Source organism: Methylocystis iwaonis (assembly GCF_027925385.1).
Lineage (GTDB): Bacteria > Pseudomonadota > Alphaproteobacteria > Rhizobiales > Beijerinckiaceae > Methylocystis > Methylocystis iwaonis.
This window is the reverse complement of record NZ_AP027142.1, coordinates 3,077,099-3,102,171: the sequence shown is the minus strand read 5'-3', so window position 1 is coordinate 3,102,171 and position 25,073 is coordinate 3,077,099. Positions and strand designations below refer to the sequence as shown.

General features: G+C 61.9%; 25 protein-coding genes. 14 read left to right on the top strand and 11 right to left on the bottom strand.

Features of this window, described 5'->3' with window-relative positions:
- Positions 1 to 41: 41 nt before the first annotated feature.
- Positions 42 to 1,982: an ABC transporter ATP-binding protein gene (locus tag QMG84_RS14855; RefSeq protein WP_281928852.1), complete on the bottom strand. Its 1,941-nt coding sequence runs from the start codon at positions 1,980 to 1,982 to the stop codon at positions 42 to 44.
- A gap of 111 nt (positions 1,983 to 2,093) precedes the next feature.
- Between QMG84_RS14855 and QMG84_RS14850 the strand changes: the two genes are divergently transcribed.
- From QMG84_RS14850 to QMG84_RS14805, 10 genes are all read left to right on the top strand, one after another.
- A complete protein-coding gene (locus QMG84_RS14850; RefSeq protein ID WP_202074180.1) occupies positions 2,094 to 2,279 on the top strand; it encodes a hypothetical protein in 186 nt (61 codons plus the stop codon).
- 46 nt (positions 2,280 to 2,325) lie between these two features.
- A complete protein-coding gene (locus QMG84_RS14845) occupies positions 2,326 to 2,763 on the top strand; it encodes a KGG domain-containing protein (RefSeq protein WP_246744988.1) in 438 nt (145 codons plus the stop codon).
- A gap of 25 nt (positions 2,764 to 2,788) precedes the next feature.
- Positions 2,789 to 2,986 carry a hypothetical protein gene (locus tag QMG84_RS14840; RefSeq protein WP_281928850.1) on the top strand — a complete coding sequence of 66 codons (198 nt, stop codon included), beginning with the start codon at positions 2,789 to 2,791 and terminating at the stop codon, positions 2,984 to 2,986.
- A gap of 28 nt (positions 2,987 to 3,014) precedes the next feature.
- Entirely contained in the window at positions 3,015 to 3,215 is a 201-nt protein-coding gene (locus tag QMG84_RS14835; protein WP_202074182.1) for a hypothetical protein, read from the top strand.
- A gap of 37 nt (positions 3,216 to 3,252) precedes the next feature.
- Complete coding sequence (locus tag QMG84_RS14830) at positions 3,253 to 3,474, top strand: hypothetical protein (RefSeq protein ID WP_281928848.1); 222 nt, start codon at positions 3,253 to 3,255, stop codon at positions 3,472 to 3,474.
- 18 nt (positions 3,475 to 3,492) lie between these two features.
- The gene (locus QMG84_RS14825) at positions 3,493 to 3,789 is read left to right on the top strand and encodes a DUF5789 family protein (protein WP_281928845.1); all 297 of its coding nucleotides are present in this window, start codon (positions 3,493 to 3,495) and stop codon (positions 3,787 to 3,789) included.
- Positions 3,790 to 4,032: 243 nt separating this feature from the next.
- Entirely contained in the window at positions 4,033 to 5,970 is a 1,938-nt protein-coding gene (gene thrS / locus QMG84_RS14820; protein WP_281928843.1) for a threonine--tRNA ligase, read from the top strand.
- Positions 5,971 to 7,445: 1,475 nt separating this feature from the next.
- Positions 7,446 to 8,243: a hypothetical protein gene (locus tag QMG84_RS14815; RefSeq protein WP_281928842.1), complete on the top strand. Its 798-nt coding sequence runs from the start codon at positions 7,446 to 7,448 to the stop codon at positions 8,241 to 8,243.
- 334 nt (positions 8,244 to 8,577) lie between these two features.
- Positions 8,578 to 9,768, top strand: a complete 1,191-nt coding sequence (gene sucC / locus QMG84_RS14810; protein WP_281928840.1) for an ADP-forming succinate--CoA ligase subunit beta — start codon at positions 8,578 to 8,580, stop codon at positions 9,766 to 9,768.
- Positions 9,769 to 10,177: 409 nt separating this feature from the next.
- Positions 10,178 to 11,965, top strand: coding sequence for a tetratricopeptide repeat protein (locus tag QMG84_RS14805; protein ID WP_434085958.1), 1,788 nt, complete (start codon positions 10,178 to 10,180; stop codon positions 11,963 to 11,965).
- A 178-nt stretch (positions 11,966 to 12,143) separates the two neighbouring features.
- Here QMG84_RS14805 and QMG84_RS14800 read toward each other — a convergent pair whose 3' ends face one another.
- The 10 genes from QMG84_RS14800 to cysQ form a co-directional block, all read right to left on the bottom strand.
- A complete protein-coding gene (locus tag QMG84_RS14800; protein ID WP_281928839.1) occupies positions 12,144 to 13,649 on the bottom strand; it encodes a helix-hairpin-helix domain-containing protein in 1,506 nt (501 codons plus the stop codon).
- A 591-nt stretch (positions 13,650 to 14,240) separates the two neighbouring features.
- Positions 14,241 to 15,373 (bottom strand): IS3 family transposase gene (locus tag QMG84_RS14795; protein ID WP_281927849.1). Its coding sequence is split into 2 segments (ribosomal slippage): positions 14,241 to 15,118 and positions 15,118 to 15,373, totalling 1,134 coding nucleotides; the frame shifts between segments, so codons are not numbered across the junction.
- A 55-nt stretch (positions 15,374 to 15,428) separates the two neighbouring features.
- On the bottom strand, positions 15,429 to 15,764 hold the full coding sequence (locus QMG84_RS14790; RefSeq protein ID WP_281928837.1) for a hypothetical protein: 336 nt from the start codon (positions 15,762 to 15,764) through the stop codon (positions 15,429 to 15,431).
- A gap of 66 nt (positions 15,765 to 15,830) precedes the next feature.
- Entirely contained in the window at positions 15,831 to 16,247 is a 417-nt protein-coding gene (locus QMG84_RS14785) for an EVE domain-containing protein (protein ID WP_281928835.1), read from the bottom strand.
- Positions 16,248 to 16,529 carry a YciI family protein gene (locus QMG84_RS14780; protein WP_281928833.1) on the bottom strand — a complete coding sequence of 94 codons (282 nt, stop codon included), beginning with the start codon at positions 16,527 to 16,529 and terminating at the stop codon, positions 16,248 to 16,250.
- Between the two features lie 154 nt (positions 16,530 to 16,683).
- Positions 16,684 to 17,694 carry a coiled-coil domain-containing protein gene (locus QMG84_RS14775; RefSeq protein WP_281928831.1) on the bottom strand — a complete coding sequence of 337 codons (1,011 nt, stop codon included), beginning with the start codon at positions 17,692 to 17,694 and terminating at the stop codon, positions 16,684 to 16,686.
- Positions 17,695 to 17,793: 99 nt separating this feature from the next.
- On the bottom strand, positions 17,794 to 18,213 hold the full coding sequence (locus tag QMG84_RS14770) for a hypothetical protein (RefSeq protein WP_202074190.1): 420 nt from the start codon (positions 18,211 to 18,213) through the stop codon (positions 17,794 to 17,796).
- Positions 18,167 to 18,688 carry a Panacea domain-containing protein gene (locus tag QMG84_RS14765; protein WP_281928828.1) on the bottom strand — a complete coding sequence of 174 codons (522 nt, stop codon included), beginning with the start codon at positions 18,686 to 18,688 and terminating at the stop codon, positions 18,167 to 18,169. Before QMG84_RS14765 ends, QMG84_RS14770 begins: the two co-directional genes overlap by 47 nt.
- A 149-nt stretch (positions 18,689 to 18,837) precedes the next feature.
- Positions 18,838 to 19,422, bottom strand: coding sequence for a DUF1134 domain-containing protein (locus tag QMG84_RS14760; protein ID WP_281928826.1), 585 nt, complete (start codon positions 19,420 to 19,422; stop codon positions 18,838 to 18,840).
- Positions 19,423 to 19,551: 129 nt separating this feature from the next.
- Positions 19,552 to 20,394, bottom strand: coding sequence for a 3'(2'),5'-bisphosphate nucleotidase CysQ (gene cysQ, locus QMG84_RS14755; protein WP_281928825.1), 843 nt, complete (start codon positions 20,392 to 20,394; stop codon positions 19,552 to 19,554).
- A gap of 335 nt (positions 20,395 to 20,729) precedes the next feature.
- Between cysQ and chpT the strand changes: the two genes are divergently transcribed.
- The 4 genes from chpT to QMG84_RS14735 all read left to right on the top strand — a co-directional run bounded on the left by chpT (position 20,730) and on the right by QMG84_RS14735 (position 24,970).
- Positions 20,730 to 21,416 (top strand): histidine phosphotransferase ChpT, encoded by a 687-nt coding sequence (gene chpT / locus QMG84_RS14750; RefSeq protein ID WP_202074194.1) that lies wholly within the window; start codon positions 20,730 to 20,732, stop codon positions 21,414 to 21,416.
- A gap of 98 nt (positions 21,417 to 21,514) precedes the next feature.
- Positions 21,515 to 24,052 (top strand): hybrid sensor histidine kinase/response regulator, encoded by a 2,538-nt coding sequence (locus tag QMG84_RS14745; RefSeq protein WP_281928822.1) that lies wholly within the window; start codon positions 21,515 to 21,517, stop codon positions 24,050 to 24,052.
- The gene (locus QMG84_RS14740) at positions 24,049 to 24,603 is read left to right on the top strand and encodes a chemotaxis protein CheW (protein WP_281928820.1); all 555 of its coding nucleotides are present in this window, start codon (positions 24,049 to 24,051) and stop codon (positions 24,601 to 24,603) included. Before QMG84_RS14745 ends, QMG84_RS14740 begins: the two co-directional genes overlap by 4 nt.
- Before the next feature lies 1 nt (position 24,604).
- Positions 24,605 to 24,970, top strand: a complete 366-nt coding sequence (locus QMG84_RS14735; RefSeq protein ID WP_202074197.1) for a response regulator — start codon at positions 24,605 to 24,607, stop codon at positions 24,968 to 24,970.
- Positions 24,971 to 25,073: the final 103 nt, after the last annotated feature.

Genomic DNA, 25,073 nt, shown 5'->3' with positions numbered 1-25,073 from the left:
AAGCCATGTTGACGCAGTGCTAGCGCCAATTCGGACTATAGTCAACTAGTTCTATAGACTTTGGCAGCAACTTCTTGTTCGGCCGTCGCAACTTTGGCGTCCCGGCCTTTGCGCCCAGCGCCGGCGCCGCGTTTAGCGCGGCGAGCGGCCTTGTCGTCTGTCTGCCGGCGCCAGAGCCGCGCATAGGCGCCGCCCTGCGCCAGAAGCTGCGCATGCGTGCCAGTTTCGACGATCCGCCCGGCGTGCATCGCAAAGACCTGATCGCAGTCCACGACTGAATCGAGCCGATGGGTGACGAGCAGGACGGTGCGACGTCTCTTGAGGCGGTGCAGGGTGTCGATCAGCCGCAGCTCGTTTTCGGGATCGAGCGCGCTCGTCGGCTCGTCGAGGACGAGGAAGGGCGCTTGGCTCACGAGCGCTCTTGCAATCGCGAGGCGCTGTCGTTGGCCGCCGGAGAGATTGGCGCCCCCTTCGCTGAGCACTGTGTCGTAACCCTCCGGGAGCGCGTCGATGAACTCCGTCGCGCCCGCGAGCGCCGCCGCGTCTTCGATATCCGCGTTGCTCGCCGACGGCCTTCCATAGGCGATGTTCTCGGCGACGCTTGTCGGAAGCACGAGATTGTCTTGCGTCACGAAGGCGAAATGCGCGCGCAGATCGACGAGACGCGCTCGGCGTATGTCGAGGCCGTCGAGCCGCACGGCGCCGCGAGACGGATCGTGAAAACGCAGCATCAATTTGAGCAGCGAGCTTTTGCCAACGCCGCTCGGCCCAACAAAAGCGACCATCTCGCCCGGCGCGACTGTGGCCGTGATGTCCGACAGCACCGGGCAGTCGCGCCGATAGGCGAAGGAAACATGGTCGAAAGAGAGACGCCGCGGGCGCGGCGGCAGCGGTTGCGCGTCGGGCCTGTCCTTGATCGCTTCAGGCTCGTCCAGGACGAAAAACACACGCCGTGCGGCGGCTTCGAATGTGCGAATTTTCGAGAAAAACTCGGCGAGCCATTTCAGAGGGTCCCAAAGCTTACGCAAATAATCCATGAAAATGATCAGCGCCCCGACCGTCATGCCGTCCGGCGTCGGCGCGAGAAACTGGTCGTGATACACGAGCCAACCGCCATAGCCGAGAATGATCGCGCCGCCGATCGAGAGGATAATGTCGCGCGCGAGCGGATAGAGCTGCTCCTGCCAGTTCAGTCGCAATAGCGCCTTTACGCTGCGCGCGACGGCGTCCTCGAAGCGGCGGAACTCGAAGGGCTCGCGTCGGAAGGCCTGCGACAGCGGCACGCGCGACATCGCCTGCTGGATATGCGCGGTGAGATCGGCGTCGATCTGCTTCGACTCGAGCGCGCGCTGGTGGATGCGCATGCCGAAACGCCAGTTGCTCCACAAGATCAGCGGAGCCACTGCATAGGCTGCGAAAGTGAGCGGCGCGCTGCGCGACAATAGTATCGCCGTCATGACGGTAAGCGTTACGGCCGCAACGGAGGTGCCGATCATAATGTCGACGACGCCCCACGGTCCGAAGGCGTCGGTGGTCAGGCGGTAGATGGAGTCGCCCAGCGGGCGCGATTGGTGATAGCCCAGATCGAGCCGTTGCAGCTTGCCGAAAAGATCGGCGCGCACGCGCGTGGTGCCCCAATAGTTCAGGTAAAAATTGATCATCATCCGCACCATCCAGGCCGAATAGCCGATGATCTGCAGAGAGAGGCCGATAATGACGAGGCCGACAATCTGCCCCGGCTTGTCCTCTGGCAGGACGGCGAGAAAATAGCCGTGCAGCCAGCCGCCTTTTGGCTCCGTTGTCAGCACCGAGTCCACGAGCACTGCAAGCGGCCAGGCTTCCAATAATCCGACGCCTACGGAAACGCCGATGAGGAAGACCAGCGTCGCGATCCAGGGCCAATTGGGCGAAAAGTAAGAGAAGGCGCGTTCGTAGACCGTGCGTTTTGCGCCGGCGTGCAGTCGCTCGTCTGTCGGGTTCATGCGCCCTTCAACGCGCGGCCAAGCAAAAAGGTCGCGCTGGCGCGCTGTGCAAACATACTGGCAAACAAGAAAAAACCTGTCTTGCGGAAGCGGGGCCGGCGATCTGCCCATATGAACGTCTTGCTACGTATTCGTACTTACTTCCCATGCTCACCGCGCAAACGATCTAGCGCTGATCGCTTCGATCGTCCGGCGATCGCGACCGGCGTTTCAGTCTCTGAAGCGCCGGCGCTGTGGCAACCGGATGAGAGGCTGCTCGGCTGGAAGGATGCGCTGACCGGCTACGGCAGGGGCTGAAAGAGCCCTCAAACTTCCAGCGCAGCGGTGGAAACGGGAGGTCAACATGCCACGCAGTCACGGCACGGAACAAGGCAAAGGCACCGAGAAGTCCAAGGGCACGATGACGGTTCAGGAAGCCGGCAAGATGGGCGGCGAGATCCGTAAGGAGGAACTCGGCCCGGAAGGCTATTCCGAGATCGGCAAGATGGGCGGCGAGGTCCGCAAGGAGCAGCTCGGCCACGAGGGCTATTCGGAAATGGGTAAGAAGGGCGGCGAGGCGCGCAAAGAGCAGCTCGGCCCGGAAGGCTATTCCGAACTCGGCAAGATGGGCGGCGAAGCGCGCAAGGAGCAGCTCGGTCCTGAGGGATACTCCGAACTCGGCCACAAAGGCGGGCAGCGCGTGAAGCAGCTCATCGAGGAAGGCAAGCGCGCCGAAGGCGAGGGCGCTGGCGAGGAGGAAGAAGGCGGCGAGGAAAGCCCTCGCGGCAAACCGCGCCACTGACGCCGACTTTTGAAGGAGAAGCGCGATGGCCCAGCGGCAATCTGGTCGGGAACCCGGGAAGGCCGGCAAGGGAAAGATGACCGTCCAGGAAGCCGGCCACCTCGGCGGCGAGAAGGGCGGCCATAAGGGCGGTCAGCGGGTCAAGGAGCTGATCGAGGAAGGCAAGGAGAAAGAACAGGAACAGTCGACGGGCAAGGGCGCCCAACCCAAGCAGCGCCACTGACGGTGGGCCACAGGAGAAGGAGGCCATCATGCCGCAGAAGCACACTGAGCCCGAGAAGCCGCCGGTTCGGCACGGGCAGATGACGGTCGAGGAGGCGGGACGCCTCGGCGGCCACAAGGGCGGCCAGCGCGTGAAGCAGCTTGTCGAGGAAGGCAAGCGCGTCGAGCGCGCGGAAGGCGCCGAGGACATCGAGAACACGCAGGATGAAGAGGAGGACGGCGAAGCCTGATCCTTGGGTTTCGCCGCAACGGCGAAAGGAACAGAAGATGCCGCAGAAACACAGTGGAACGCAGGGCGGCGGGAAGTCGCCGGCCAAGCCGATGACCGTCAAGGAAGCCGGCAAGATGGGCGGCGAGATCCGCAAGGAGGAGCTGGGCCCCGAGGGCTATTCCGAGCTTGGCCACAAGGGTGGGCAGCGCGTGAAGGAGCTCATCGAGGAAGGCAAGCGCTCCGAGGGCGGCCCTGCAAAGGGCGGCAAGAAGCACTAGCCCGACCAGGAGGACATCATGCCTCGAACGACCGAAAACACGGGCGAGGGTCGCGGCAGCGGCCATAAGGGACCTGCGAAGGGCTTCGCCTTCGGCGTCGCATCGGTGACGCAGGCGCTCCATGGCGCAAGCTTCCCGATCACCAAGGAGGATCTCATCCGAGAGCACGGCAAGGAGGAGGTCAACTGGACGAAGGACAGCTCCGAAAGTCTGGGCGACATTCTCAGAGACGTGGATAAGGACGAGTTCCTTTCGGTCGCCGACGTCGCTTCGGCCGTTTCCGAAGCGCACCGGGAGGAGGGGGAGGAGGAGTAGTAGCTTCCCCCCTCCAAGACCATCGACCAAGACCGTCGACCAGAGGGGGGCCGGCGGGCTGCTCGAAAGGAATATTCCGGAGATTGCGAAGCGTTGTTTTTTGCGCAGAGGCCGGCGGCGGAGGCTGACTGGCTGCGGCCTCGATTGCGCCGCCCCGCCCGCGGCGTTACAACGCGCTCCTTCACACATCGCTAGCGACTCACGCCGATCCGTGTCGGCGAATGAGCGCGACAGGAGCGTCATATGGTTGCGGTTACTTTCCCCGACGGGGCGTCCCGTCAGTTCGAGCCCGGCGTCACGGGCTTCGACATCGCCAAAAGCATCTCCCCCTCTCTGGCCAAGCGCAGCGTCGCCATGACGCTCGACGGCGCGCTCGTCGATCTGATGAAGCCGGTCGAGAAGGACGCCAAGCTCGAATTCGTCTCGCGCGATGATCCCCGCGCGCTGGAGCTTATTCGCCACGACGCCGCCCATGTGCTGGCCGAGGCCGTGCAGGAGCTTTACCCCGGCACGCAGGTGACGATCGGCCCGGTCATCGAGAACGGCTTCTATTACGATTTCCATCGCGCCGAACCCTTCACGCTCGAGGACCTGCCGGTCATCGAGAAGAAGATGCGCGAGATCATCGCCCGCGACGCGCCGATCGTGCGCGAGGAATGGGACCGCGATCACGCCAAGACATGGTTCATCGCCAAGGGCGAGACCTTCAAGGGCGAGTTGATCGACAGCATCAAGTCGGACGAGCCGCTCTCCGTCTATAAGCAGGGCCACTGGCTCGATCTCTGCCGCGGCCCGCATCTGCCGTCGGTCGGCAAGATCGGCAACGCCTTCAAGCTGATGAAGGTCGCGGGCGCCTATTGGCGCGGCGACTCCACCAAGCCCATGCTCTCGCGCATCTACGGCACCGCCTGGACGACGCAGGAGGAGCTCGACGCTTACCTGCATCGCCTGGAGGAGGCCGAGCGCCGCGATCATCGGCGTTTGGGCCGTGAGATGGATCTCTTTCATTTCCAGGAGGAGGGACCGGGCGCGATCTTCTGGCATCCCAAGGGCTGGACGCTCTTCCAGTCGCTTGTCTCCTACATGCGCCGCAAGCAGAAGGCCGCCGGATACACCGAGGTCAACACCCCGCAGGTGCTCGACCGCGCGCTGTGGGAGACCTCCGGCCATTGGCAGACGTACCGCGAGAATATGTTCGTCACCAAGACGGAGGACGAGCGCGTCTTCGCGATCAAGCCGATGAACTGCCCCGGCCATGTGCAGATCTTCAAGAACGGTTTGAAGTCCTATCGCGACCTGCCGGTGAAGATCGCCGAGTTCGGCGTCGTGCATCGCTACGAGCCCTCGGGCGCGCTGCACGGCATGATGCGCGTGCGCGCCTTCACGCAGGACGACGCGCATATCTTCTGCTCCGAAGACCAGATCATGGACGAGGCGCTGAAGATCAACGATCTCATCCTCACCATCTATCGCGACTTCGGCTTCGACGATGTGGTGGTGAAGCTCTCCACCCGGCCCGAGAAGCGCGTGGGCTCCGACGAAGCCTGGGATAAGGCGGAAGCCGCTTTGTCGCGCGTGTTGGATGAGCTCGCCAAGCGTGGGCTGAAGACCGGCGTTCAGGCGGGCGAGGGCGCTTTCTATGGGCCCAAGCTCGAATATACGCTGCGCGACGCCATCGGCCGCGAATGGCAATGCGGCACGACGCAGGTCGACTTCAATCTGCCGGTGCGGTTTGGCGCTTTCTATATCGGCGCCGACAGCGAGAAGAAGATTCCGGTGATGATCCACCGCGCGATGTTCGGCTCGCTCGAGCGCTTCACCGGCATATTGATCGAGCATTACGCCGGCCATCTGCCGCTGTGGCTCTCGCCACTGCAGATCGTCATTTGCACGATCACGCAGGAGGCCGACGACTACGCCTATGAGGTCGCCGCGGCGGCGCGCAAGCTCGGCCTCAATGTCGACGTCGACGCCCGCAACGAGAAGATCACCTATAAGGTGCGCGAACATTCGCTCGCCAAGGTTCCCGTGCTTCTCGTCGCCGGCAAGAAGGAGGCGGCCGAGCGGACGATCTCCATCCGCCGCCTCGGCTCGCAACAGCAGACGCAGCTCGGCATCGACGAGGCGCTGAGGCAGCTCGCCGATGAGGCGACGCCGCCGGATGTGAAGGGCGCGGCGTAGGGCGCATATGCCGGGGGGCGTGGTTGCTGAGGCGCCCCCTCCCTGTCCCTCCCCCGTTTCACGGGAGAGGGGACACTCGCGATCAGCATTCTCAATGAAGGCCACAATCTACCCCCTCTCCCGCGAAGCGGGGGAGGGCCGGGGAGGGGGCAATCCAGCGCCACGACTCCCGCTGCCGTTTCCGACGCGAGGCGATACAGGAAGCCGGGACGCCCCGGCCCGTTCGGCCGGTAGCGTGAAGGAAATAAACGCATCGGAACCAGAGCGTCCCGGCTGCGGTCTTTATTCGCGCGCACCTTTCCGTCCGGGGTGGGGTCATCTTGTGACCTTGGCCCTTCGGGCGCAGCCGCCAGACGGCGCCTGCTTCTTTCCCGGGAGTTTTGACGCTCCCGAGCGCGTCGCAAGGGTCTCGACATGCGCCGCCTCCGGCCCGCCGGCGCTTTCCCTTTCGGTACTCGGGCCGCGTGTCGCGGGCGCGGAAACTCTGCCCAGCCTTTGCGTGGATTTCTCCACGCAATCTCCCCACGAAGGAGAGACCCGGCGGGCGGCGCCGGAGTCCCGCACGGAACGAGGGTCGCGTCCCGCGCTTAACCGACCCCGCCGGCGCCGCCGACCCTGACGGCGTCCCTGCAAGTTGGCGAGGCGGGCGAAGGATAACGCGGTCTTTGGGGGTGGGGATAAATCAGGGAGCAAATTTCTCGACGACGGCCGCGCTCCGCCCCTCTCCCCGCGCTTGCGCGGGGAGAGGTTGGGTGAGGGGCCTGGGGGATGAGTGGAAACGTTAAACGGCGCAGGGCGCTTGGTTTTTTAATGCACGCCCGGGTTCCGGCCCCGGCCCCTCACCCAGCCTCGCAAGTGGGGAGAGGGGCAGATGCTCCCAAAATGCTTAGGTTGTGGTAGCTTTGGCGGGCATTTTTTGAAGCAGGTTGTCGGAATGCATATTGTCCATAACGAACGGCTGAAATTGCGCGCGGCCTTGCTCAACACAGCGGCGGGCTCGTCGTTTACCGTCGGCGTCCTTGCACCGATAGCGGCGGCATACTACTCTGCGGCTTCGACGCCGGAGCTTTGGACAATCATCCTAGGGGTGGTTATGTGGCTTTTAACCGCCGTCGTCCTACATCTATCAGCGGACTATATCCTAGGGCGCTACGCGAATGACAGCCATTCAGACGTTCGCTTTCATTGTCCTCCCGGTCATAATCATGATCGCGGGAGCTGGGATCGCGTATCTCTCAGTGAACTCGAGATGACGTCCCCGCTTAGGCGGGGCTTTTCTATTTTTGAGGCGAGGCTTTCTGGTTCGCCAACAATCCTCCGATGCGGCCTCTCCTTCGAGATGCGAGCTTCGCTCGCTCCTCCGCGGAAGCGGTGAAGCCGCTGTTTAGAAGCATGAGGACTGCCGCCGAGCGGCGCCCCCTTCCATAATCGGCCTTATGCGATTTCAACCTGAATATTGCGGCGGAGGCGTTGTTTTGAGGCTTTCCATACACGTTGCAAACAAGCTTGCGCGCACCTCACGGTTCGCCGCTTGGCGGATCATCCTCGGCGCCCTTCTGTTTTCCGCCATGCCAGTTGGAAGCGCCGCTCCGGCCAGAGCGGCGGAAAACTATAGGGGCCACGATCCCGACTCTTACGAGTGCAGTTCGGACTTCAACATCCTGAACCGCTTTTCCGCACCTCGCAGCGCTTTGTTGCCCCGCTCGACAAAGTATGCCGACGTCCGGTTCACGTTGGAAGACAACGTCATCGCGGTCAAGGATGCATCGAACTCAAAGGATTTTGTGTTTATAACCGTGGACGAGAAGACGAAATATTGCGCCTTCAAAGAAGTAGAACGATATGATCGCGGAAAGGAGTTTTCTGGAAAATTCGATGTGCCCCAATGCGCGATCAAGTACTTCATTTTTCGTATGAAATTGATAATAGACAATGACTTGCCGGTAAGGCCTTTTTCCTTGCCTCGTCCGCCGGAATACAGTCGGGATGCTGAGAAAATGGGCCATTTCGACCGAATGGATCATGTTGTCGAGATCGATGTATACCGCGCGGTGGATAGGAGAAAAAAGAATTTGTCCGCGGGCTGCAATGAAGCTGGCGAGAGCCCGGATAGCCCTTACTTTGGAATTAGCCTTCTTGGCTTGATGACAAACAACAAATCAACAGTTAATATAGAGGAAAGAGGTCCGCTTAAGCTTAGACAAGGTGAAACCTATTCTCGTTATGGACGAGACGTTCTCACGACGTCGCGACCGGAGCCCAGGCCGAAGTAGGAGCTTCGCTCTTTCGACTGAGCCCGATACCGCGGCCAACCGTGCGTGGTTGGCGCCTCGCGTGAGGCGCGCCAACTTTCGGGGGACGTCGGCAGTTTGCGCAGCCTGCGCAAACCTCGCTGTGTGGTAGGCGGATCGAGCCGCCCAGGATTTTGGGGTGAGCTTTTTATCCCACCCGACACCGCTTCCCGGCGCCATGCTCCCCGCAGGGGAACGGACACGCCCAGCATTCGCTTCCGTGACCTCCAGCCCGCTTGACGACTCCGCCCCGCCATGGCCATTAAGCGCCAAGCCCCATCGGCGCGCCGTTTTTGCTTCGAGGAGAGACTCCGGCATGAATATCCACGAATACCAGGCCAAAGCCATTTTGCGCGAGTTCGGCGCGCCCGTCGCCGCTGGCTTTCCGGTCCTGAAGGCCGATGAGGCCGCCGAGGCCGCCAAGAAGCTTCCGGGCCCGGTCTATGTGGTGAAAGCGCAGATTCACGCCGGCGGCCGCGGCAAGGGCAAGTTCAAGGAAGAAGCGGCCGGCCCGCAGGGCGGCGTGCGCATCGCCAAGTCGATCGAGGAGGCGGAAGGCTTCGCCCGGCAGATGCTCGGCAATACGCTCGTCACGATCCAGACCGGCGAGCCCGGCAAGCAGGTCAACCGCCTCTATATCGAGGACGGCGCCGCGATCGACAAGGAATTCTACCTCTCCATGCTGATCGACCGCGCGACCTCGCGCATCGCCTTCGTCGTCTCGACGGAAGGCGGCATGGACATCGAGAAGGTCGCCCACGACACGCCTGAGAAGATCGTCACCTTCTCGGTCGATCCGGCCACCGGCCTGATGCCGCATCACGGGCGCCGCGTCGCCGACGCGCTCGGCCTCAAGGGCGATCTGGCCAAGCAAGCGGGCGATCTCGTCGGCAAGCTCTATGCGGCCTTTGTCGCCAAGGACATGGAGCTGCTGGAGATCAATCCGCTGATCACCACCAAGGACGGCAAGCTGCGCTGCCTCGACGCCAAGGTGAGCTTCGAGAACAATGCGCTCTATCGCCATCCGGAGCTGGCGGAGCTGCGCGATCTTTCCGAAGAGGATGAGAAGGAGATCGAGGCGTCGAAGCACGACCTCGCCTATATCTCGCTCGACGGCAATATCGGCTGCATGGTCAATGGCGCCGGCCTCGCAATGGCGACCATGGACATCATCAAGCTCTATGGCGCCTTCCCGGCGAACTTCCTCGACGTCGGCGGCGGCGCCACGACCGAGAAGGTGACGGCGGCCTTCAAGATCATCACCGCTGACCCGAATGTGAAGGGCATACTGGTCAATATCTTCGGCGGCATCATGCGCTGCGACACCATCGCGGAAGGCGTGATCGCGGCGGTGAAGGAAGTGGGCCTCAAGGTGCCGCTGGTCGTGCGCCTCGAAGGCACCAATGTCGATCTGGGCAAGAAGATCATCAGCGAGTCGGGGCTGAATGTGATCCCGGCCGACGATCTCGACGACGCCGCGCAGAAGATCGTGAAGGCGATTAGCTGAGCTGAGGCCCGGCTTACGTCTGTTGATTTTGCCCCTCGTCCTTCCAAGGACGAGGGGCTTTTTTCTTTTTGCGTTTGATTTCTGCTCCAAGCGCTGGGCGTGAGCCCATCCCTCCCCTTTACGGGGAGGGTGGCCCCGCGTGAGCGGGGTCGGGTGGGGTAAGCCCCACGACGGTTGTTGCGGCGCGGACCCCACCCGGCGGCCTGCGGCCGCCGACCTCCCCGTGAAGGGGAGGTATGGGGATCACGGCGCTAGATCGCTTAAATCCGATTGGCGCGGATGGGTTCATCAGCCTTGCTTCGCGGGCGCAAAACCGCCATCTTTGGGGCCGAACCTGACTACTCCGGCCACTCGTCCGGGCGGATGCGCCATGTCTGAAACGCGCCGCCCTTTTCCTAGGAAAGCGCCCGTGCCTCGTTTCGCTGATCCGCTCGCTGCCGCGTCCCGCGGCGCCAGGAGCCTGTTGCTGCGCGGCGGCGTGGCGCTCGTCGCCCTTTCCGCCTGGTGCGCTTTCCCGACGGCGAGCTTCGCGCTGGCCCGCGAGGGAAATCTTTCGGTCGCGCGGCCTTTCGAGGTCGGGTCGAGCATCTCCGGCAATTATCTCGCCGCCATCGTCGCCGGCGCCGAGCGCGACACGCTTGCCGCCTCGACCTTCTTCCGCGAGGCGTTGCGCGACGATCCCAATAATCAGGACCTGGTCGACCGCTCTTTCGTCGCGGCGCTCGCCAATGGCAATATGGCCGATGCGGTGGCGCTCGCGCCGCGCGTCGTGGCCCATGACAAGGCCAACGGTCTCGCGCATCTGACCAAGGGCGTCGATCTCATCAAGAATCGCCGCTACGTTGCGGCGCGGGCCGAGCTGGCCAAGAGCGGCGGCGACCGGCGCCACGACATCACCTCGACGCTGCTGACCGCCTGGACCTATGCGGGCGCCAAGGACACGCGCAAGGCGCTGGCGACGCTCGACTCGCTGAACGACGAAGCTTTCATCGTTTTCCGCGACTATCACGCGGCGCTGATCGCCGACATCGGCGGCAACAAGGCGGAGGCGGAGAAGCGCTTCAAATCCGCTTACGCCGCTGAGCGCAACACGCTGCGCCTCGTCGACGCCTACGCCCGCTTCCTCGCGAGCCGCGGCCAGCGCGACGAAGCCAAGAAGCTCTATCAAGGTTTCGACGAGGTGGCGCCGGGCCATCCGATCATCACGGCCGGTCTCACGGCGCTCGACGAGGGCAAGCCGCTGCCGCCTTTCGTGCGCACGCCGGAGGAGGGCGCGGGCGAAGCGCTCTACGGGCTCGGCGCGGTCGGCGGCCGCTCGGGCGACGAGCTGGCTTCGCTCATCTATCTGCGCCTGGCGCTCCATCTCGCGACGGAGAACGCCCTCGCCATCATCACGCTCGGCGACGTCTATGAGCGCATGAAGCAGGAGGAGACGGCGATCGACCTCTATGACAGCGTGCCCAAGGACAGCCCGCTGCGGGTCAACGCCGATGTGCAGGCGGCGCTGCTGCTGGAGACGCTCGGCAAGTCGAAGGAGGCGAGCGAGCATCTTGGCCAGGTGGTCGGCGCCAATCCGAAAAATCAGGAAGCGCTGACGGCGCTCGGCAATCTCCAGCGCTCGCGCAAGCTCTTCAATGACGCGGCGGCGACCTATTCGCGCGTGATCGCTTTGCAGCCCAAACCCGACAAGGGCCAGTGGCTGCTCTACTATTATCGCGGCATCGCCAATGAGCGCCGCAAGGACTGGAAGGGCGCCGAGTCCGATCTCAAGAAGGCTTTGGAGCTGAATCCCGATCAGCCGCTGGTGCTGAATTACCTCGGCTATAGCTGGGTGGATCAGGGGATCAATCTCGACGAAGCCTTCCGAATGCTGCGCCGCGCCGTCGATCTGCGTCAGCGCGACGGCTATATCGTCGACAGCCTGGGATGGGCCTATTACCGCCTCGGCCGCTGGGACGACGCGGTGCGCGAGCTGGAAAAGGCGATCGACCTGAAGCCCTCGGATCCGGTGATCAACGACCATCTGGGCGACGCCTATTGGCGCGTGGGCCGCAAGCTCGAGGCGCAGTTCCAGTGGAACCATGCGCGCGATCTGAACCCCGACCCGGACGACCTGCCGAAGATCCTGGATAAGATCAAAAATGGGCTGAAGGATCAGCCTGAGGTGGCGGGCGACGCGCGCAAGACCGGGGGGTAGGCGTAGGTAGCATCGCGTCTGGCGTGGCCTCGTTCGAGAACGATGCGGCCACGCAAGCAAAAGCGGGCGTTCTGTCCTGAGGTCGAATTCGTCTTCAGGCCGTGCGCCGTCTAACTTTCGGGCCGAAGGTCGCGTGAGGGCTTCGAGAAATTTGATCCGGAGCCCGGCGGGACGTTCATCACATCCATATTGCTTGCAACATAACATCCCGTATCCGCTTAACCGTGGCGGGCCCCACCATTTCGATTTGCTTCAATTTATTTTCCGATGAATTTGCAAGCTCCTGAATGGTCGTTATGCCGGCTGATTTTAGGCGAAGGATTTTGTCCTCGGTTAGCCCATATGGGTATGCCCGTGACTTTGCTAGTACATCGATGCTCTTACTAAGAATTCCAAGCGTATTTTCTGGAGCTAGCGGAGGCAGAACAATGTTGTTGAAAGTCGCTGCCGAGGAGTGAATTTCTGCCAAATCCGGCTTGGCCCCGATCCATTCGTCAATCATCTCGATAGTCAGCCGCTTGGAAGGCACTTGTTCCAACAAGCTGCAAAGATTAACGGCGAAAACGGGGCCCCGCCCTCCCGACTTCATTCCACGGGATGCCTCTCGCTTGGCAATAAAGCCAAGATATTCCAATATCTCGAATATTTTCGAGAACTGACCCACGATGTTCCTGTGTATAGTAACTCGATCTTGAGCTATCATCTTTGCATTGGTCCGCACGGCCCTTGAGAGATGATCGACAAGAGCCTCAAACACGGAAGAGGCTGGCTCTATGAGAGGTTCGTAAACGCCAAGCTTTGGCGCAACTTCTTCCATCAAAGGCCAATAATAATCTTCAGCCATGTTAAGAAGGCAGGCGTTTACGTCGGGAATGCTTATGCGCTCCTTGTCATCGAATCGATTGCAAGCCAAGATAAAGGCTCGCATATTGCCGACGACGGCGCGGCCAAGTAGGCTCGCGAAATTGTCGGGCGTCAATCTGTCAGAAAATATCTCCCGCTGGGCTAGTTTTGGATATCGGGTTCTTATCACGTCACTAAAATAGGATCCGCCAGTAGAAACATCTGATCTGCTTATGTCTATGACTGTTGAGTCGTTGAATACATCAAACCGTACCCCAAATTTTGTTACGCCGGGGTAGATTGACGCCTTGCAGGACGTGGTGTTACTAGACAATGTTCGAAAAAGGTCAAAAAATACCTCAAGTGGCTTCTCGCGACCGATGTGAGCAGCGTCGTCGAAGAGGATAACTATCCGCTTCGTTAGTGATTTTGCTAATTTAGCCAAGGAAATCTGAAGCTCTACCTCGTCTTCTGCGAAATCGAATTGGACTGAATGACTTTGGGTAGCCAGCTCAGCCGCAATCTCTTTTGAAAGTAGCGTGCAAAAATGCCCGATGTATTCTGGGCCGTCTGATTGAAGTAACGGCAGATAACGAAGGCTCATGTATACGGAAAAAGCCGAGCTGTTGGCCCGCATCCGTCGGTGCGACTCGATAAGAAGTGCACTCTTGCCGCTCCCACGGCCTCCTCGAAGGAGAACGGGGCCATGGGCAGAAAGCTTGCGGATTATGACGTCGTCAAACGGTGAAAAATGATGGTAGCCCGCGAATTTTTCCGACGGGCACTCTTCGGCCGCGAGAATTAATCCCGCATCATTGTCTTCAAGAGTTGGCTCGCTCACTGGAACGCCTTTCTGAATTCTCTGTATGTGTCTAGTGCGTCGTCTGGGTTAAGTGAGCGGTAGGCTGTGGGTACAAAGTGGGACACCAAGCCCATGTTTGCGATCTGAATACAGCTGTCTCTAATTGCGTCTTTCAGTGTCCCTTCGTCCATCACTACAGATGAGACGAAAAACTCCCAATGCACACCTTTAGATAGCTTTGAATAAAGTGTCGCACATCTTCCTTTCGTGGCGGATATGAATGTTTCAGGTACAATGTTTTTCAAGTCCATGAATATGTCACCGTCTTCTTTGTCGGCAATGAAATCTAGCGCGGACTCAAACGCAGGTTTCCAAAAAACGTGGTCCATGTGCGGGGAAAAGAGCGCTCTGCTTATGGCCGTAAGATTATGGTCAGAGTTCCATAAATTAGGATTTGGTTTTTCATCGGCTAAGACGTCACCTAGAGCTGGCCTCGCTTGTCTGGACAGCTCCCCGCGGATTTTGAGTGGATCTCTGCCGGGGTTTGCCGAACGCGGGGCGTTTCGATTTTGTCGCGGCGGCGGGAGGGCCTAGGCCCGACCAGAGCTGCGACAAAATCGACGGCGATGGTCATGCGGCCATCGCCGTTTCCTTGATGCCGAAGTAGGCCTCGTCGGGCGTGCGCCCGTCAAGCGCCGTATGCGGGCGCCCCTCGTTGTAGAAGGCCAGATAGCGGCCGATCGAGGCGCGCGCCTCGGACATGCTGTCATAGGCCTTGAGATAGACCTCCTCGTATTTCACGCTGCGCCACAGCCGCTCGACGAAGACATTGTCCCGCCACGCGCCCTTGCCGTCCATGCTGATCGATATTTTCGCATCGAGCAGCACGCCGGTGAAGTCGAGACTGGTGAACTGGCTGCCTTGGTCCGTGTTGAAAATCTCTGGCTTGCCGTATTTCGCCAGGGCCTCCTTCAAGGCTTCGACGCAGAACTCCGCCTCCATAGTGATCGACACGCGATGCGACAGGACGCGCCGCGTGAAGACGTCGACGACCGCTGCGAGATAGACGAAGCCGCGCCGCATCGGGATGTAGCTGATGTCCGTCGCCCAGACCTGGTTCGGCCGTTCGATCTTCACCCCGCGCAGCAGATACGGGTACACCTTGTGTCCCGGCGCAGGCTTGCTCGTGTTCGGCCGCCGATAGAGCGCCTCGATCCCCATCCGCTTCATCAATGTCGCGACATGCCGGCGGCCCACGGCGACGCCCTCGCGCCGCAGAAGATCGCGCAGCATCCGCGCGCCCGCGAAGGGGTGTTCGAGATGCAGCGCGTCGAGACGGCGCATCAGCTCGAGGTCCTCGGCCGAAACCGGCCGCGGCCTGTAGTAGACGGAGCTGCGGGCGACGCCCAGCGCCTTCGCCTGCCGGGCGATCGAAAGATCGTGATCGCGGTCGATCATCTTTTTGCGCTCAGCAATCCCGCTTTTGTGAGCGCGCCGGACAAAAAATCGTTCTCCAACGTGAGTTCGCCGATCTTCGCGTGAAGACCCTTCAGGTCGACGGCGGCCTCTTTCGGCTCCGTCTTATCCTGCCCGAAAACGCCGGCCGCGCCTTCCAGCAACTGGCTTCGCCACGTCGTGATCTGGTTCGGGTGGACGTCAAACTGCTGCGCCAGCTCGGCCAGCGTCTTCTCGCCCTTGATCGCGGCCAAAGCCACTTTCGCCTTGAAGGCCGGAGAATGCGTCCGGCGGCTTCGCTTCGTCATCGAATGCTCCTGATTCGCAGCGAGAATCCTCGCCGCTGTCAGGCAGAAAATCCACTCAAGCTACTGTCCGAATTCGTGAGGCCGGCTCTCCTGTCCACTTAAACCCTGATTTCGCTGACTTTCCGTATTCAAAGCCACCTTGAGACTGGAATTCGGTCAAATAAAGCATCCTGAATGGGTCCAGGCGGCCGACGAGCGCTGCGCACGCATTCTCAAGAGCTGCTCTGGCGCAGAACGCGCCAAATAAGGCAGCTTCATCTGAGAATTCGTTATTTAAATAGTTGACAGATCTAAGGGAAAAGCGATCGATCGAGCTGCTCAAAAGATTCAAAGTGGCGTTCGCTGTGCACGGCGCATCGTTGCTTCCGCAGACCAGTTTGCCGAGTTCCAAAATCCCCCTCCTCTAAAATGCTTTTTCAATTCTAATTTTCTATCCTTGCTTACGCGGCTCCGGGAGTCAGTTCGCCCCCGCCAACTCTAGCACGATGGCCCATTCCGCATCGGTCACCGGCTGCACGGACAGGCGTGAATTATTCACGAGCACCATGTCTGCGAGCCGCGGCTCCGCCTTGATCTGCGCGAGCGTGACGGGCTTCTTCAACGGCTTCACCGCCTTCACGTCGACCATGCCGAATTTGCCGGTCTCGTCGGTGTGGTCGGGGTAATATTCCTTGATAATCTCTACAATGCCGACGATCGCGCGCTCTTCGTTGGAGTGGTAGAAGAAGCCGCGTTCGCCCTTCTTCATCGCCATCAGATGTTTCTTGGCGAGATGGTTGCGCACGCCGTTCCAGAACGTGCCTTTCGCGCCCGCCTCGACCTGCTGGTCCCAGGACCATTTCGAGGGTTCGCTCTTCAAAAGCCAATGCGCCATCTATAGCTCCGCGCCCACGACGCGCTTCCAGGCCTTGAGCTCGACGCGCTCGAAAAGGCCGGCCGCCGCGTATGGATCCTTCGCAAGCAAGGCGCGGGCCGAGGCTTCGTCTGGGCAATCGAGGATGAGCATGGAGCCGACCGGCTTGTCGTTCTCGACAAAGGGGCCGGCGAGCTTCACTTGCGCCGCATGCGCGTCGAGAAAGGCGAGATGGGCGGCGCGGGTGGACATGCGCAGGTCGACGTGACCGGGCTTGTCGAAGCAAAGGGCGACGAAGAGCAAGGGCGGGCCTCTGTGGGACTGTTGAACGGGCCCCTTCAAACCAAAGGGCGCGACAGTGGTCAAGCCGCGGCCGTCATTGCGAGCACAGCGAAGCAATCCAGGGCCAGGATAGCTGCTCTGGTTTGCTTCGTCGCTGCGCTCCTCGCAATGACGGTCAGCCTGCGCGCTCGTGGACGGGCTCGACGAGGTCCACAACACGGTTGCCGAAGCTCGTGAGCGCCTCTCGCAGCGCGGCGAGGTCGGCTTGGGAGGGCTGAGCGCCGGCGAGGCGCTGCTGGGCGCGCTCGGCGCGTAGCGCCTCATTGGCGCCCTGCAGCATGGCGTTGTCGGCGCGCGCGATCTCCAGCCTGTCGGCGCCCTCGCGCGCTTCCGCGCGCGCGGCGCGCAGGGCGTTTTCGAGGCGCTCGACCTCGTTCTCGCGGCGCTCCTTCTCGGCCGCGCCTTCGGCGCGCGCCTTGTCGCGCTCCTGGAGCAGAGTCTCCCGCTCGGCGCGCGTCTTTTCGAGTTCTTCCTTTGCCGCCGACAGGTCTTTGACGAGGCCGGGGACATGGCCCGCCTCTTCGGACACGCGGGCGAATTCCTCTTTCATCGCGTCGAATTCGCGCTGGAGCTGCGTGTTCTGCTCGTGCAGCGCGCCGATCTTGGCTTCATGCGCGACGACGCGGCTATATTGCGCTTCCTTCTCGCGGCCGAGCTCTTCCTTGTCGGATTCGAGCAGCCGCAGGCGCTCGACCCAACGATCGGCGCGTTCGGTCATCTCATGCAGCGCAAGCTCGGTGGAGCGCAAAAGGTCGGTGCGCTCGGCCAGTATTTTCTGCGACTCGCGCAGCCGCAATTCCATGTCGCGGTTATCCGCCTCGGCTTTCTTGCGCGCCGTTTCCGCCTCGAGGACGCGCGCGGCGTGGCGGCCGACGGCGGCGAGGTCGTCGGCCTTCGAGGCCTTCACCGCTTCCATCTCCTGCTCCAGCCGGCGCTCACGCAGGGCGAAATCGGCGCGCAGCAGATCGCGCTCGGCGATGACCTCCTCCATGGACATGGGGGCGAGCATTTGCAGCCGGCGCATGGAAAGGCGCATGGCGCGCCGCCAGAAGGCCGGCAGGAAGAGAAGGGTGATGAGCCCGGCGACGAGAAAGCCGAGCGCGAAATACATCGCCTGTTCGATCAAGACGTCAACCTCGCGCCCCCTCGGGACTTTTGGGCGGGACGGGCCCGAGAGTGCCATGTCTGGCGCGTGAAATCAAAGCATCGGCGGCTTGGTAGTGGGTCAGTTTGTATTTTGATCCGGTGGCGATCGAAACAGCCCCTTAGCGATGAACCCGACAAGCCCAATAGCTGCGACGGCCGTGCTCCCGACAAGAGCGGCGAGAATGTTCTCTTCTAAAGAGAAGCCTTTCAGATGCGTCCCATGTAGGAAAACGAGAAAGCCAACGCCTAAGGAATATAGTTCTAAATATTTGAGTATGCGAGCGGCGTATGTTTTTCTCATACGACGGTCCGCTTTAACATTCTTGATCTGCGACTTCGCCAAAAGGTTCTTGAGCCGGATTCCATCCAGCTCAAGGTCTTCGCGCTCTAGCTTATCCTTCCTGTCGGGAGCGTTCTTCGCCGCTACGACCGGGATGCCACTATCGATGGCATCAATGGTTAGCTGCGGCTGGCTGCCTTCTAATGGCGAGGTCGACAAAGTGTTGCCTTATAAGGTCGTTCGGAATTTGTTCAAACTTACCGAGCCCGTTCCGATAGACGTCACTCCATGGGGTTCCGGGTTGGTGCGTCAATGCGGACAATTGGAACGCGTGGAAGCGCCCATAATCGGCAAATACCCTATTGATAATTTGCCTTTCATTACCCGATAGCGTGGCTCGCGCCGGCGCACCAGGCGCATCCGTAAATGCCGCAGGAAAATACTGTGAGTTTGTGATCTCATGCGTAATAGGAGATGCGCCATAGGTCCTTAGAGCGGACCTTAGCGAGCGATACACGGGTCCATATTCCCACGCTTCGGGAGCATCAACCGTCAGGGGGGCTCCAGTGATCGCAAGCGCCCATCCGTGCGCAATATAGACGAGCTTCTGGAGCTGCATTTGGGTAAAAGAATGGCCGGCCGCCTGTGCAAGGCGGATAAATTCATTAGCAATTTCTGGCGACCAGCCGGCCATCAAACTTATCCAAATCTGTTGTCCGTCTCTTATATAGGGCCGTTAACCTGCATGATAGCCTAGTTTTTAGGCGTTTTTATAGGGGGCCGCGCTTCGTCGCTTCCTCAGGGTGTCGACATCGCCGCCGCAGCCGAAGCTGCCCCAGGCCCTCAGAACGGATTCCAGGTCGAGTCCGGCGTGAATTTCAGATAGCCGAGCGCGACGCCGAGGCGCGCGCCGACGCCCGAGCGCACCGGCATCACGATGACGTCCTCGTTATTTAGCGCGGTGAAGCCCAATCCGCCGACGAGATAGGCCGAGCCATTGACGCCCGCATAGCGGCGATAGATCGCCTCGACGTCGGGCAGATTATAAACCAGCATCATGGTGCGGTCGCCGTCGGCGCCGGCGTCGAAGCCGATCGACGGGCCCTGCCAATAGACGCGTTTCTGCCCCGCATTGCGCGTGAACATCGTGCCTTCGCCGTAACGCACCCCGCCGATGAAGGCGCCTCCGGCTTCCTGGCCGAGGATATAGGCGTTGGGCTTGCCCCATTGCTTATTGGCGCGCTCCAGCCCCTCTGCGAGGCCGCGCGAGATGGAGCCGAAAAAGTGATGGCCGTTCTCGACGATCTCGCCGCTCGTGTAGGTTTCCGGGCGCTGGGCGGCGCGCGCAAGAGAGGGAAGCGCGGCGCTGGCCGCAGCGGCGGCGGCGAGACGGAGAAGGTCGCGGCGGGATGAAGACAAGACGCTCATGATCACAAGGGCTCCAAAACGCAAATAACCGATGCTCGACGCCTCGACGTCGAGTGCGGCAGTCGCGCGGCGCCAATACGTCAGCCCAGCGGCGGCGTCGCCAACTTGCGTAAAAGTCGCGCGACGTCGTTAAGAAAGCGTTGCCGACGCGGGATCGCCCCAGGCGATGAAGGGGCCGTTGAGGTATTTCTCGTGCGACTTGTTGTAGCGCAGCGGGGCGCCCGAGGGATCGAGCACGACGCCCCCGGCGGCGCGTAAAATAGCGTCGCCCGCGGCCGTGTCCCATTCCATGGTCGGTCCGAAGCGGGGATAGACGTCCGCTCTTCCCTCCGCCACTGCGCAGAACTTCAAGGATGAGCCGACAGACAGGCGCTCGGCGATGGGCAGGCGCGCAATAAAGGCTTGCGTTTCCGCATCGAGATGCGACTTGGAGACGAGCGCGGTCATTCCCTCTACTGGCGGCTTGCGCGTGCGCAGGCGCCGCCACTCCTGCGGCGCCGGCAAGGCGCCGCCGGGCGCGGCGTCGGCCAAATAGCTTTCGAGGCCGCCAAACCAGACTTTCGATCCCGCCGGCGCGGAGATGGCGCCGGCCACGGGGGCGCCGTCGACGATAAGCGCGAGATTGACGGTGAATTCCGGGCTGCGTGCGAGGAATTCGCGCGTGCCGTCGATCGGGTCGATGAGCAGGAAGGCCTCGCCATGCGTCATGGTCTCGCCGCGCGCCGCCGCTTCCTCGGCGATGATCGGCACGCCGGGAAGATCGCGCGCGAGCGCAGCCAGTAGATAATCTTCGACCCGCTCGTCCGCCTCGGTGACCGGCGATTTGTCGTCCTTGAGGCGGGAGTCGAGATTGGGACGCGCCAGCACCTCCATCGCCAGCGCGCCGGCGCTGACGACGAGATTGCCGAAAAGCCGCGCAAGCGCCTCGCGGTCAGTCGGCGAGACAGTCGGCGGCGTCCAGTGATCGGTCATAAGAGTCAGGGCTCCGAATTCGGGTTAAACGCGCAGATGTGTTCGCTTCTTCTTCCCGTGTCGTAATGTCCTGGCGTGGATGCCCGCGACAAGCGCGGGCATGACGGGCTGCGAAGGGTTTGTTCACCTGGATTCGGCGCCTCGTCATAAGACTATCCTTTAGTTTTTGTTTACGACCCGGACGCTTGCAATTTGCAATCTGCGTCGCCGCGGTTACCTTTCCCGGAAAGTGAATGGCGTGATTCGTTTGCTTTTTCTTTGCTAATTCGCGGCAAAGGATTTCGGGCTCGTATCACGCAACCATCGCGCGCCCGCGCGCCAAACGGGATAGCCCAATGACCCAGTTCTCGCTCGACGCCCTCGATCTCGCGGCCTTGCTGTCCTCGCGGGTCTGTCATGACGTGATCTCTCCCGTCGGCGCGATCGTCAATGGGCTCGAGGTGATGGAAGACAAGGATATGGACGCCGAAATGCGCAGCCATGCGCTGGCGCTCATCAAATCCAGCGCCGGCGAGGCCTCTGCGCGGCTGCAGTTCTGCCGCCTGGCCTTCGGCGCCGCCGGCTCCAAGGGCGCCTCGATCGACACCGGCGACGCCGAGCTTGTCACCCGCCAGCTTCTCGCCGACGAACGCACCAAGCTCAACTGGAGCGTTCCGCGCGCGCTGATGTCGAAGAACAAGGTCAAGCTGCTGCTCAATCTGTGCTTGCTGGCGGACACGACCATCCCGCGCGGCGGCGTGATCTCGGTTTCCTCGACCGGCGACGAAGAGAATGTTTCCTTCAAGATCGAGGCCAAGGGGACGAATGCGCGTCTGGCCGCCACGATTCCGGCCTTGCTCGCGGGCGAGACGGAAGAAGGCGCGCTCGACGCCCGCGCGATCCAGCCCTATTACGCCGGCCTCGTCGCCAAGGCTTGTGGGCTCGATGTGAGCGTGGCCTGCGAGCCCGAGCTGGTGACAATCGAAGCCAAGCCTGCGGCGGCGGGCGCCGCCTCGCAGGAGCCGCAGAGCGCGGTCGCGTAACGCGGCGCGCCGCAAGCTTCGAGATGGGATTTCGCTTCTTTTAACCCCTCTTGCCGATACTGCGCCCATTCGCCGCAACGGCCGGCGAGGGGCGCGGCATGGACGATCTGCTCAAGGATTTTCTTCAGGAGGCGACAGAGCACATCGACGCGACGTCGGTGGAGCTGCTGCGTTTCGAGAAGGATCAGACAGACCCGGCCCTCGTCGCCAGCCTGTTCCGCCATATCCACACGATCAAGGGGTCGAGCGGCTTTCTGAGCCTGCCGCGCGTCGCGCGGCTGACCCACGCCACAGAGACGCTGATCGGGCGGCTGCGCGACGGCGCGACGGCGACCTCCGCTCATGTGTCGTTGATTCTCGCGGCGGTCGACCGCCTGTCGATGTTGCTTCTCGAAATTGCCCGCAATGAGGTCGAGCCCGAAGGCGACGACAAAGCGTTGCTGACGCAGTTGGAGCAGGGCGCGGCGAGCCTTCGACCGAACGCGACGCTTGCGCCGCAGGACGCCAATCCGCCCGCCATGGCGCCGCAAGCGGCAAGCTCGTCGGAGACTCTCTCCAGCCTCGGCGCCCGGCTGAGCGATACGGTGCGCGTGTCGGTCGGCGTGCTCGATCGTTTGGTGGGGATCGTCTCTGAGCTGGTTCTGACCCGCAACCAGCTTCTCGAACTCTCCAGCGCTGGCGACGACGAAGTCATCAAGGCCGCCGTGCAGAATCTGTCGAGCGTCACCGGCGATCTGCAGGACGCGGTGATGCAGGTGCGCATGCAGCCGGTCGAGCGGCTTTTCGCGACGCTGCCGCGCCTCGTGCGCGATTTGTCACTCGAGCTCGGCAAGAAGATCGAACTTGTCACGCTCGGCGGCGACACGGAGCTTGATCGCCAGGTCATCGAACTCATCCGCGCGCCGCTGACGCATATTATTCGCAATGCGGCGGATCATGGGATCGAGACCGGCGCGGAGCGTCTGGCGCTCGGCAAGCCGGAGGCCGGCCGCATCCGCGTCAGCGCCAATTACGACGCGGGCCAGATCACCATCGAGATCAAGGACGATGGCCGCGGGCTCGATCGCGAGGCCATCAAGGCGAAGGCGATTGCCTTGGGGCTCGGCACGAAAGAGTCGCTCGCCCGCATGAGCGACGCCGACATTTTCGAATTCGTGATGCTGCCCGGCTTTTCGACGGCGCAGAGCATTACGAAAATCTCCGGCCGCGGCGTCGGCATGGACGTCGTGCGCGACAATATCCAGTCGATCGGCGGCGCGGTTTTCATCAATTCGGCGGCGGGCAAGGGCTCGACCGTTATCTTGCGCATCCCGCTGACGCTCGCCATTGCGCCAGCGCTCATTCTCTCCTGCGGCCGCTCCCGCTTCGCCGTGCTGCAAATGGCGGTGATCGAGGTGGTCGGGGTCGGCGAAGGTTTCGACCATCATATACAACTCATTCACGATGCGCCGGTCTTGCGGCTGCGTGGCGACGCGCTGCCGCTGGTCGATCTCGCGGATGTCCTCGATCTCGATGCGCCGGATGATGCGCCGCGGCGCGATGGATTCGCCGTCATCCTGCGGGTGGGCGGCGTGCGCTTTGGCCTTCTGGTCGAGACCATCGCGGATGTTCAGGAGATCGTCATCGAGCCGCTTTCCGGACCGCTCGCGCGCATCGGCGTGTTCTCCGGCCAGACCATCCTCGGCGACGGCGGCGTCGCGCTGATCCTCGATCCGGCGGCGATTATCGAAAGCATGGGCCTCGATAATCTCGCCGCGCCGGCGCGCCCGGCGCCCGCCGCGCTTCTTGCGCCCGAGCGTGAGAAGACGCGGATCATCCTGCTGCGCGCGGGCGGCGGATCGTTGAAGGCCTTGCCATTGTCGCTCGTCATGCGCATCGAGGAAGTGACGGCCGACCGCTTCGTTCCCTCCGGCGACGGCTATGCGATGCTTTACGAAAAGCGGCTGTTGCCGGTCTTTCCGGCGGCGACGGATATGCGCCTCGACGCGTCGCGTGATTATCCTATTCTCGTGCTCGCCGGCGCCGGACAGGCGACCGCGATCGTCGTCGACGAGGTCATCGACGTGGTCGAGGAGGAATTGTCCTTCCAGAAGAAAGGCGCCGATCCCAGGATCATCGGCACGGTCAGCATGAACGGCTGCATCGTCGATGTGCTCGACGTCGCCTATTTCATCGAAATGGCCGATCCAGGCGTGCTGACGCGCGGCGTCAATCAACGGCCGCGCGTGTTGCTCGTGGACGACAAGCAATTCTTCCGTGACATGCTGGCGCCTGTTCTGCTCGCGGCCGGCTATGAAGTCACGACGGCGGCCTCAGGCCGCGAGGCGCTCGAACTTGCCGCACGCGGGCTGCGCATCGACGCGGCCGTGACCGACATCGACATGCCGGACATGGACGGCTATGCGCTGGCGCGCGCCTTGCTGCAGACGCCGGGGCGCGCGGATTTGCCCATTATCGCACTCGCGCCGCAAAAGACGGCGAAAGCCCTCGAGGTTGCGACGCTCTGCGGCGTGCGCGCGCTCGTCGGCAAATTCGACAGGCGGGCATTGGTCGAAACGCTCGGCGCGCTGCTCGATGGCGTCGCGGCGTCGGGCGAGCAGATCGAGCGTCGCATCATGGCGGAGGCCGCCGCATGAGTTTTGACGTCGCCGACTTCAGCTACAGCCGCAGCCGCGCGGCGCCTGCCGTCACGCAAAGCCGCCATTTCGTGATCAGGGTGCGCGGCCAGATCGTGGGCCTGCCGGTCGAGCATGTGAAGACGGTTTTCTATCTTGACAATCTCACGCCGGTGCCGCTCGCGCCGCGCGAGGTAGCAGGGCTCACCAATTTGCGCGGCCGCATCGTGACGGCCCTCTATCTCGACCGCTGTCTGTGGCTCGATGAAGCAATCGACGGCTCCAACGGCCTTGCGGTCGGGATCGAGCATGACGGCGAGGAATATGCGCTGCTCGTCGAAGCGACGGAAGACGTCGTGGCGACGAGTGAAACCGATCTTATCGCCTGCCCGGCGCATATTGATCCGCGTCTCGCGGAGATGGTGGCAGGCTGCTATCGCTTGGACGACGGCTTTTTGTCTGTCCTCGACGTCGAGGCATTGCTGCGGCGCGTCGCGAAATTGAGCGAGGCGCCGCGTCGGCGCGGCGGGCGACAAGGCAATTCAAATTATTCGAATACAGGAGCAAGCTGAGATGAAACAGGTTCTCGTGGTGGACGACTCCCCCGTGATCCGCAAGGTCGCGCGCCGGATTCTCGAAGGATTGCATTTCCGCACCAGCGAGGCGGCGGACGGCAAGGCGGCGCTCGCCGAATGCGAAAAGGCGATGCCGGACGCCATTCTGCTCGACTGGAACATGCCGGAGATGGACGGCTTCGAATTCCTGTGCGCGTTGCGCAAAATGCCCGGCGGCGCAACGCCGAAGGTCGTCTTCTGCACGACGGAAAACGAAGTGGGCCATATTGCGCGCGCCATGCATGCGGGCGCCGACGAATATATCATGAAGCCCTTCGACCAGAACATCGTGCGGTCGAAGTTCGAGGAAATCGGCCTCGTTTGAGGCCGGTTTTCTAGCGCCGCAAGGCGCTTGTGTCGCGTTTCTCGTGCAAAGGCGTTGGTATATGCGTCGTTTTTTTATGTCTTCAGAAATTGTATCGAACGCT

Bases quoted from the DNA above. Each gene is read 5' to 3' on its own strand.
- QMG84_RS14735 (WP_202074197.1), top strand. From the start codon at position 24,605: ATGAAACAGGTTCTCGTGGTGGACGACTCCCCCGTGATCCGCAAGGTC.
- QMG84_RS14855 (WP_281928852.1), bottom strand. From the start codon at position 1,982: ATGAACCCGACAGACGAGCGACTGCACGCCGGCGCAAAACGCACGGTC.
- QMG84_RS14840 (WP_281928850.1), top strand. From the start codon at position 2,789: ATGGCCCAGCGGCAATCTGGTCGGGAACCCGGGAAGGCCGGCAAGGGA.
- chpT (WP_202074194.1), top strand. From the start codon at position 20,730: ATGACCCAGTTCTCGCTCGACGCCCTCGATCTCGCGGCCTTGCTGTCC.
- QMG84_RS14835 (WP_202074182.1), top strand. From the start codon at position 3,015: ATGCCGCAGAAGCACACTGAGCCCGAGAAGCCGCCGGTTCGGCACGGG.
- QMG84_RS14845 (WP_246744988.1), top strand. From the start codon at position 2,326: ATGCCACGCAGTCACGGCACGGAACAAGGCAAAGGCACCGAGAAGTCC.
- thrS (WP_281928843.1), top strand. From the start codon at position 4,033: ATGGTTGCGGTTACTTTCCCCGACGGGGCGTCCCGTCAGTTCGAGCCC.
- cysQ (WP_281928825.1), bottom strand. From the start codon at position 20,394: ATGACCGATCACTGGACGCCGCCGACTGTCTCGCCGACTGACCGCGAG.
- QMG84_RS14850 (WP_202074180.1), top strand. From the start codon at position 2,094: ATGAACGTCTTGCTACGTATTCGTACTTACTTCCCATGCTCACCGCGC.
- QMG84_RS14740 (WP_281928820.1), top strand. From the start codon at position 24,049: ATGAGTTTTGACGTCGCCGACTTCAGCTACAGCCGCAGCCGCGCGGCG.
- sucC (WP_281928840.1), top strand. From the start codon at position 8,578: ATGAATATCCACGAATACCAGGCCAAAGCCATTTTGCGCGAGTTCGGC.
- QMG84_RS14760 (WP_281928826.1), bottom strand. From the start codon at position 19,422: ATGAGCGTCTTGTCTTCATCCCGCCGCGACCTTCTCCGTCTCGCCGCC.
- QMG84_RS14830 (WP_281928848.1), top strand. From the start codon at position 3,253: ATGCCGCAGAAACACAGTGGAACGCAGGGCGGCGGGAAGTCGCCGGCC.
- QMG84_RS14825 (WP_281928845.1), top strand. From the start codon at position 3,493: ATGCCTCGAACGACCGAAAACACGGGCGAGGGTCGCGGCAGCGGCCAT.
- QMG84_RS14745 (WP_281928822.1), top strand. From the start codon at position 21,515: ATGGACGATCTGCTCAAGGATTTTCTTCAGGAGGCGACAGAGCACATC.
- QMG84_RS14785 (WP_281928835.1), bottom strand. From the start codon at position 16,247: ATGGCGCATTGGCTTTTGAAGAGCGAACCCTCGAAATGGTCCTGGGAC.
- QMG84_RS14765 (WP_281928828.1), bottom strand. From the start codon at position 18,688: ATGGCCGGCTGGTCGCCAGAAATTGCTAATGAATTTATCCGCCTTGCA.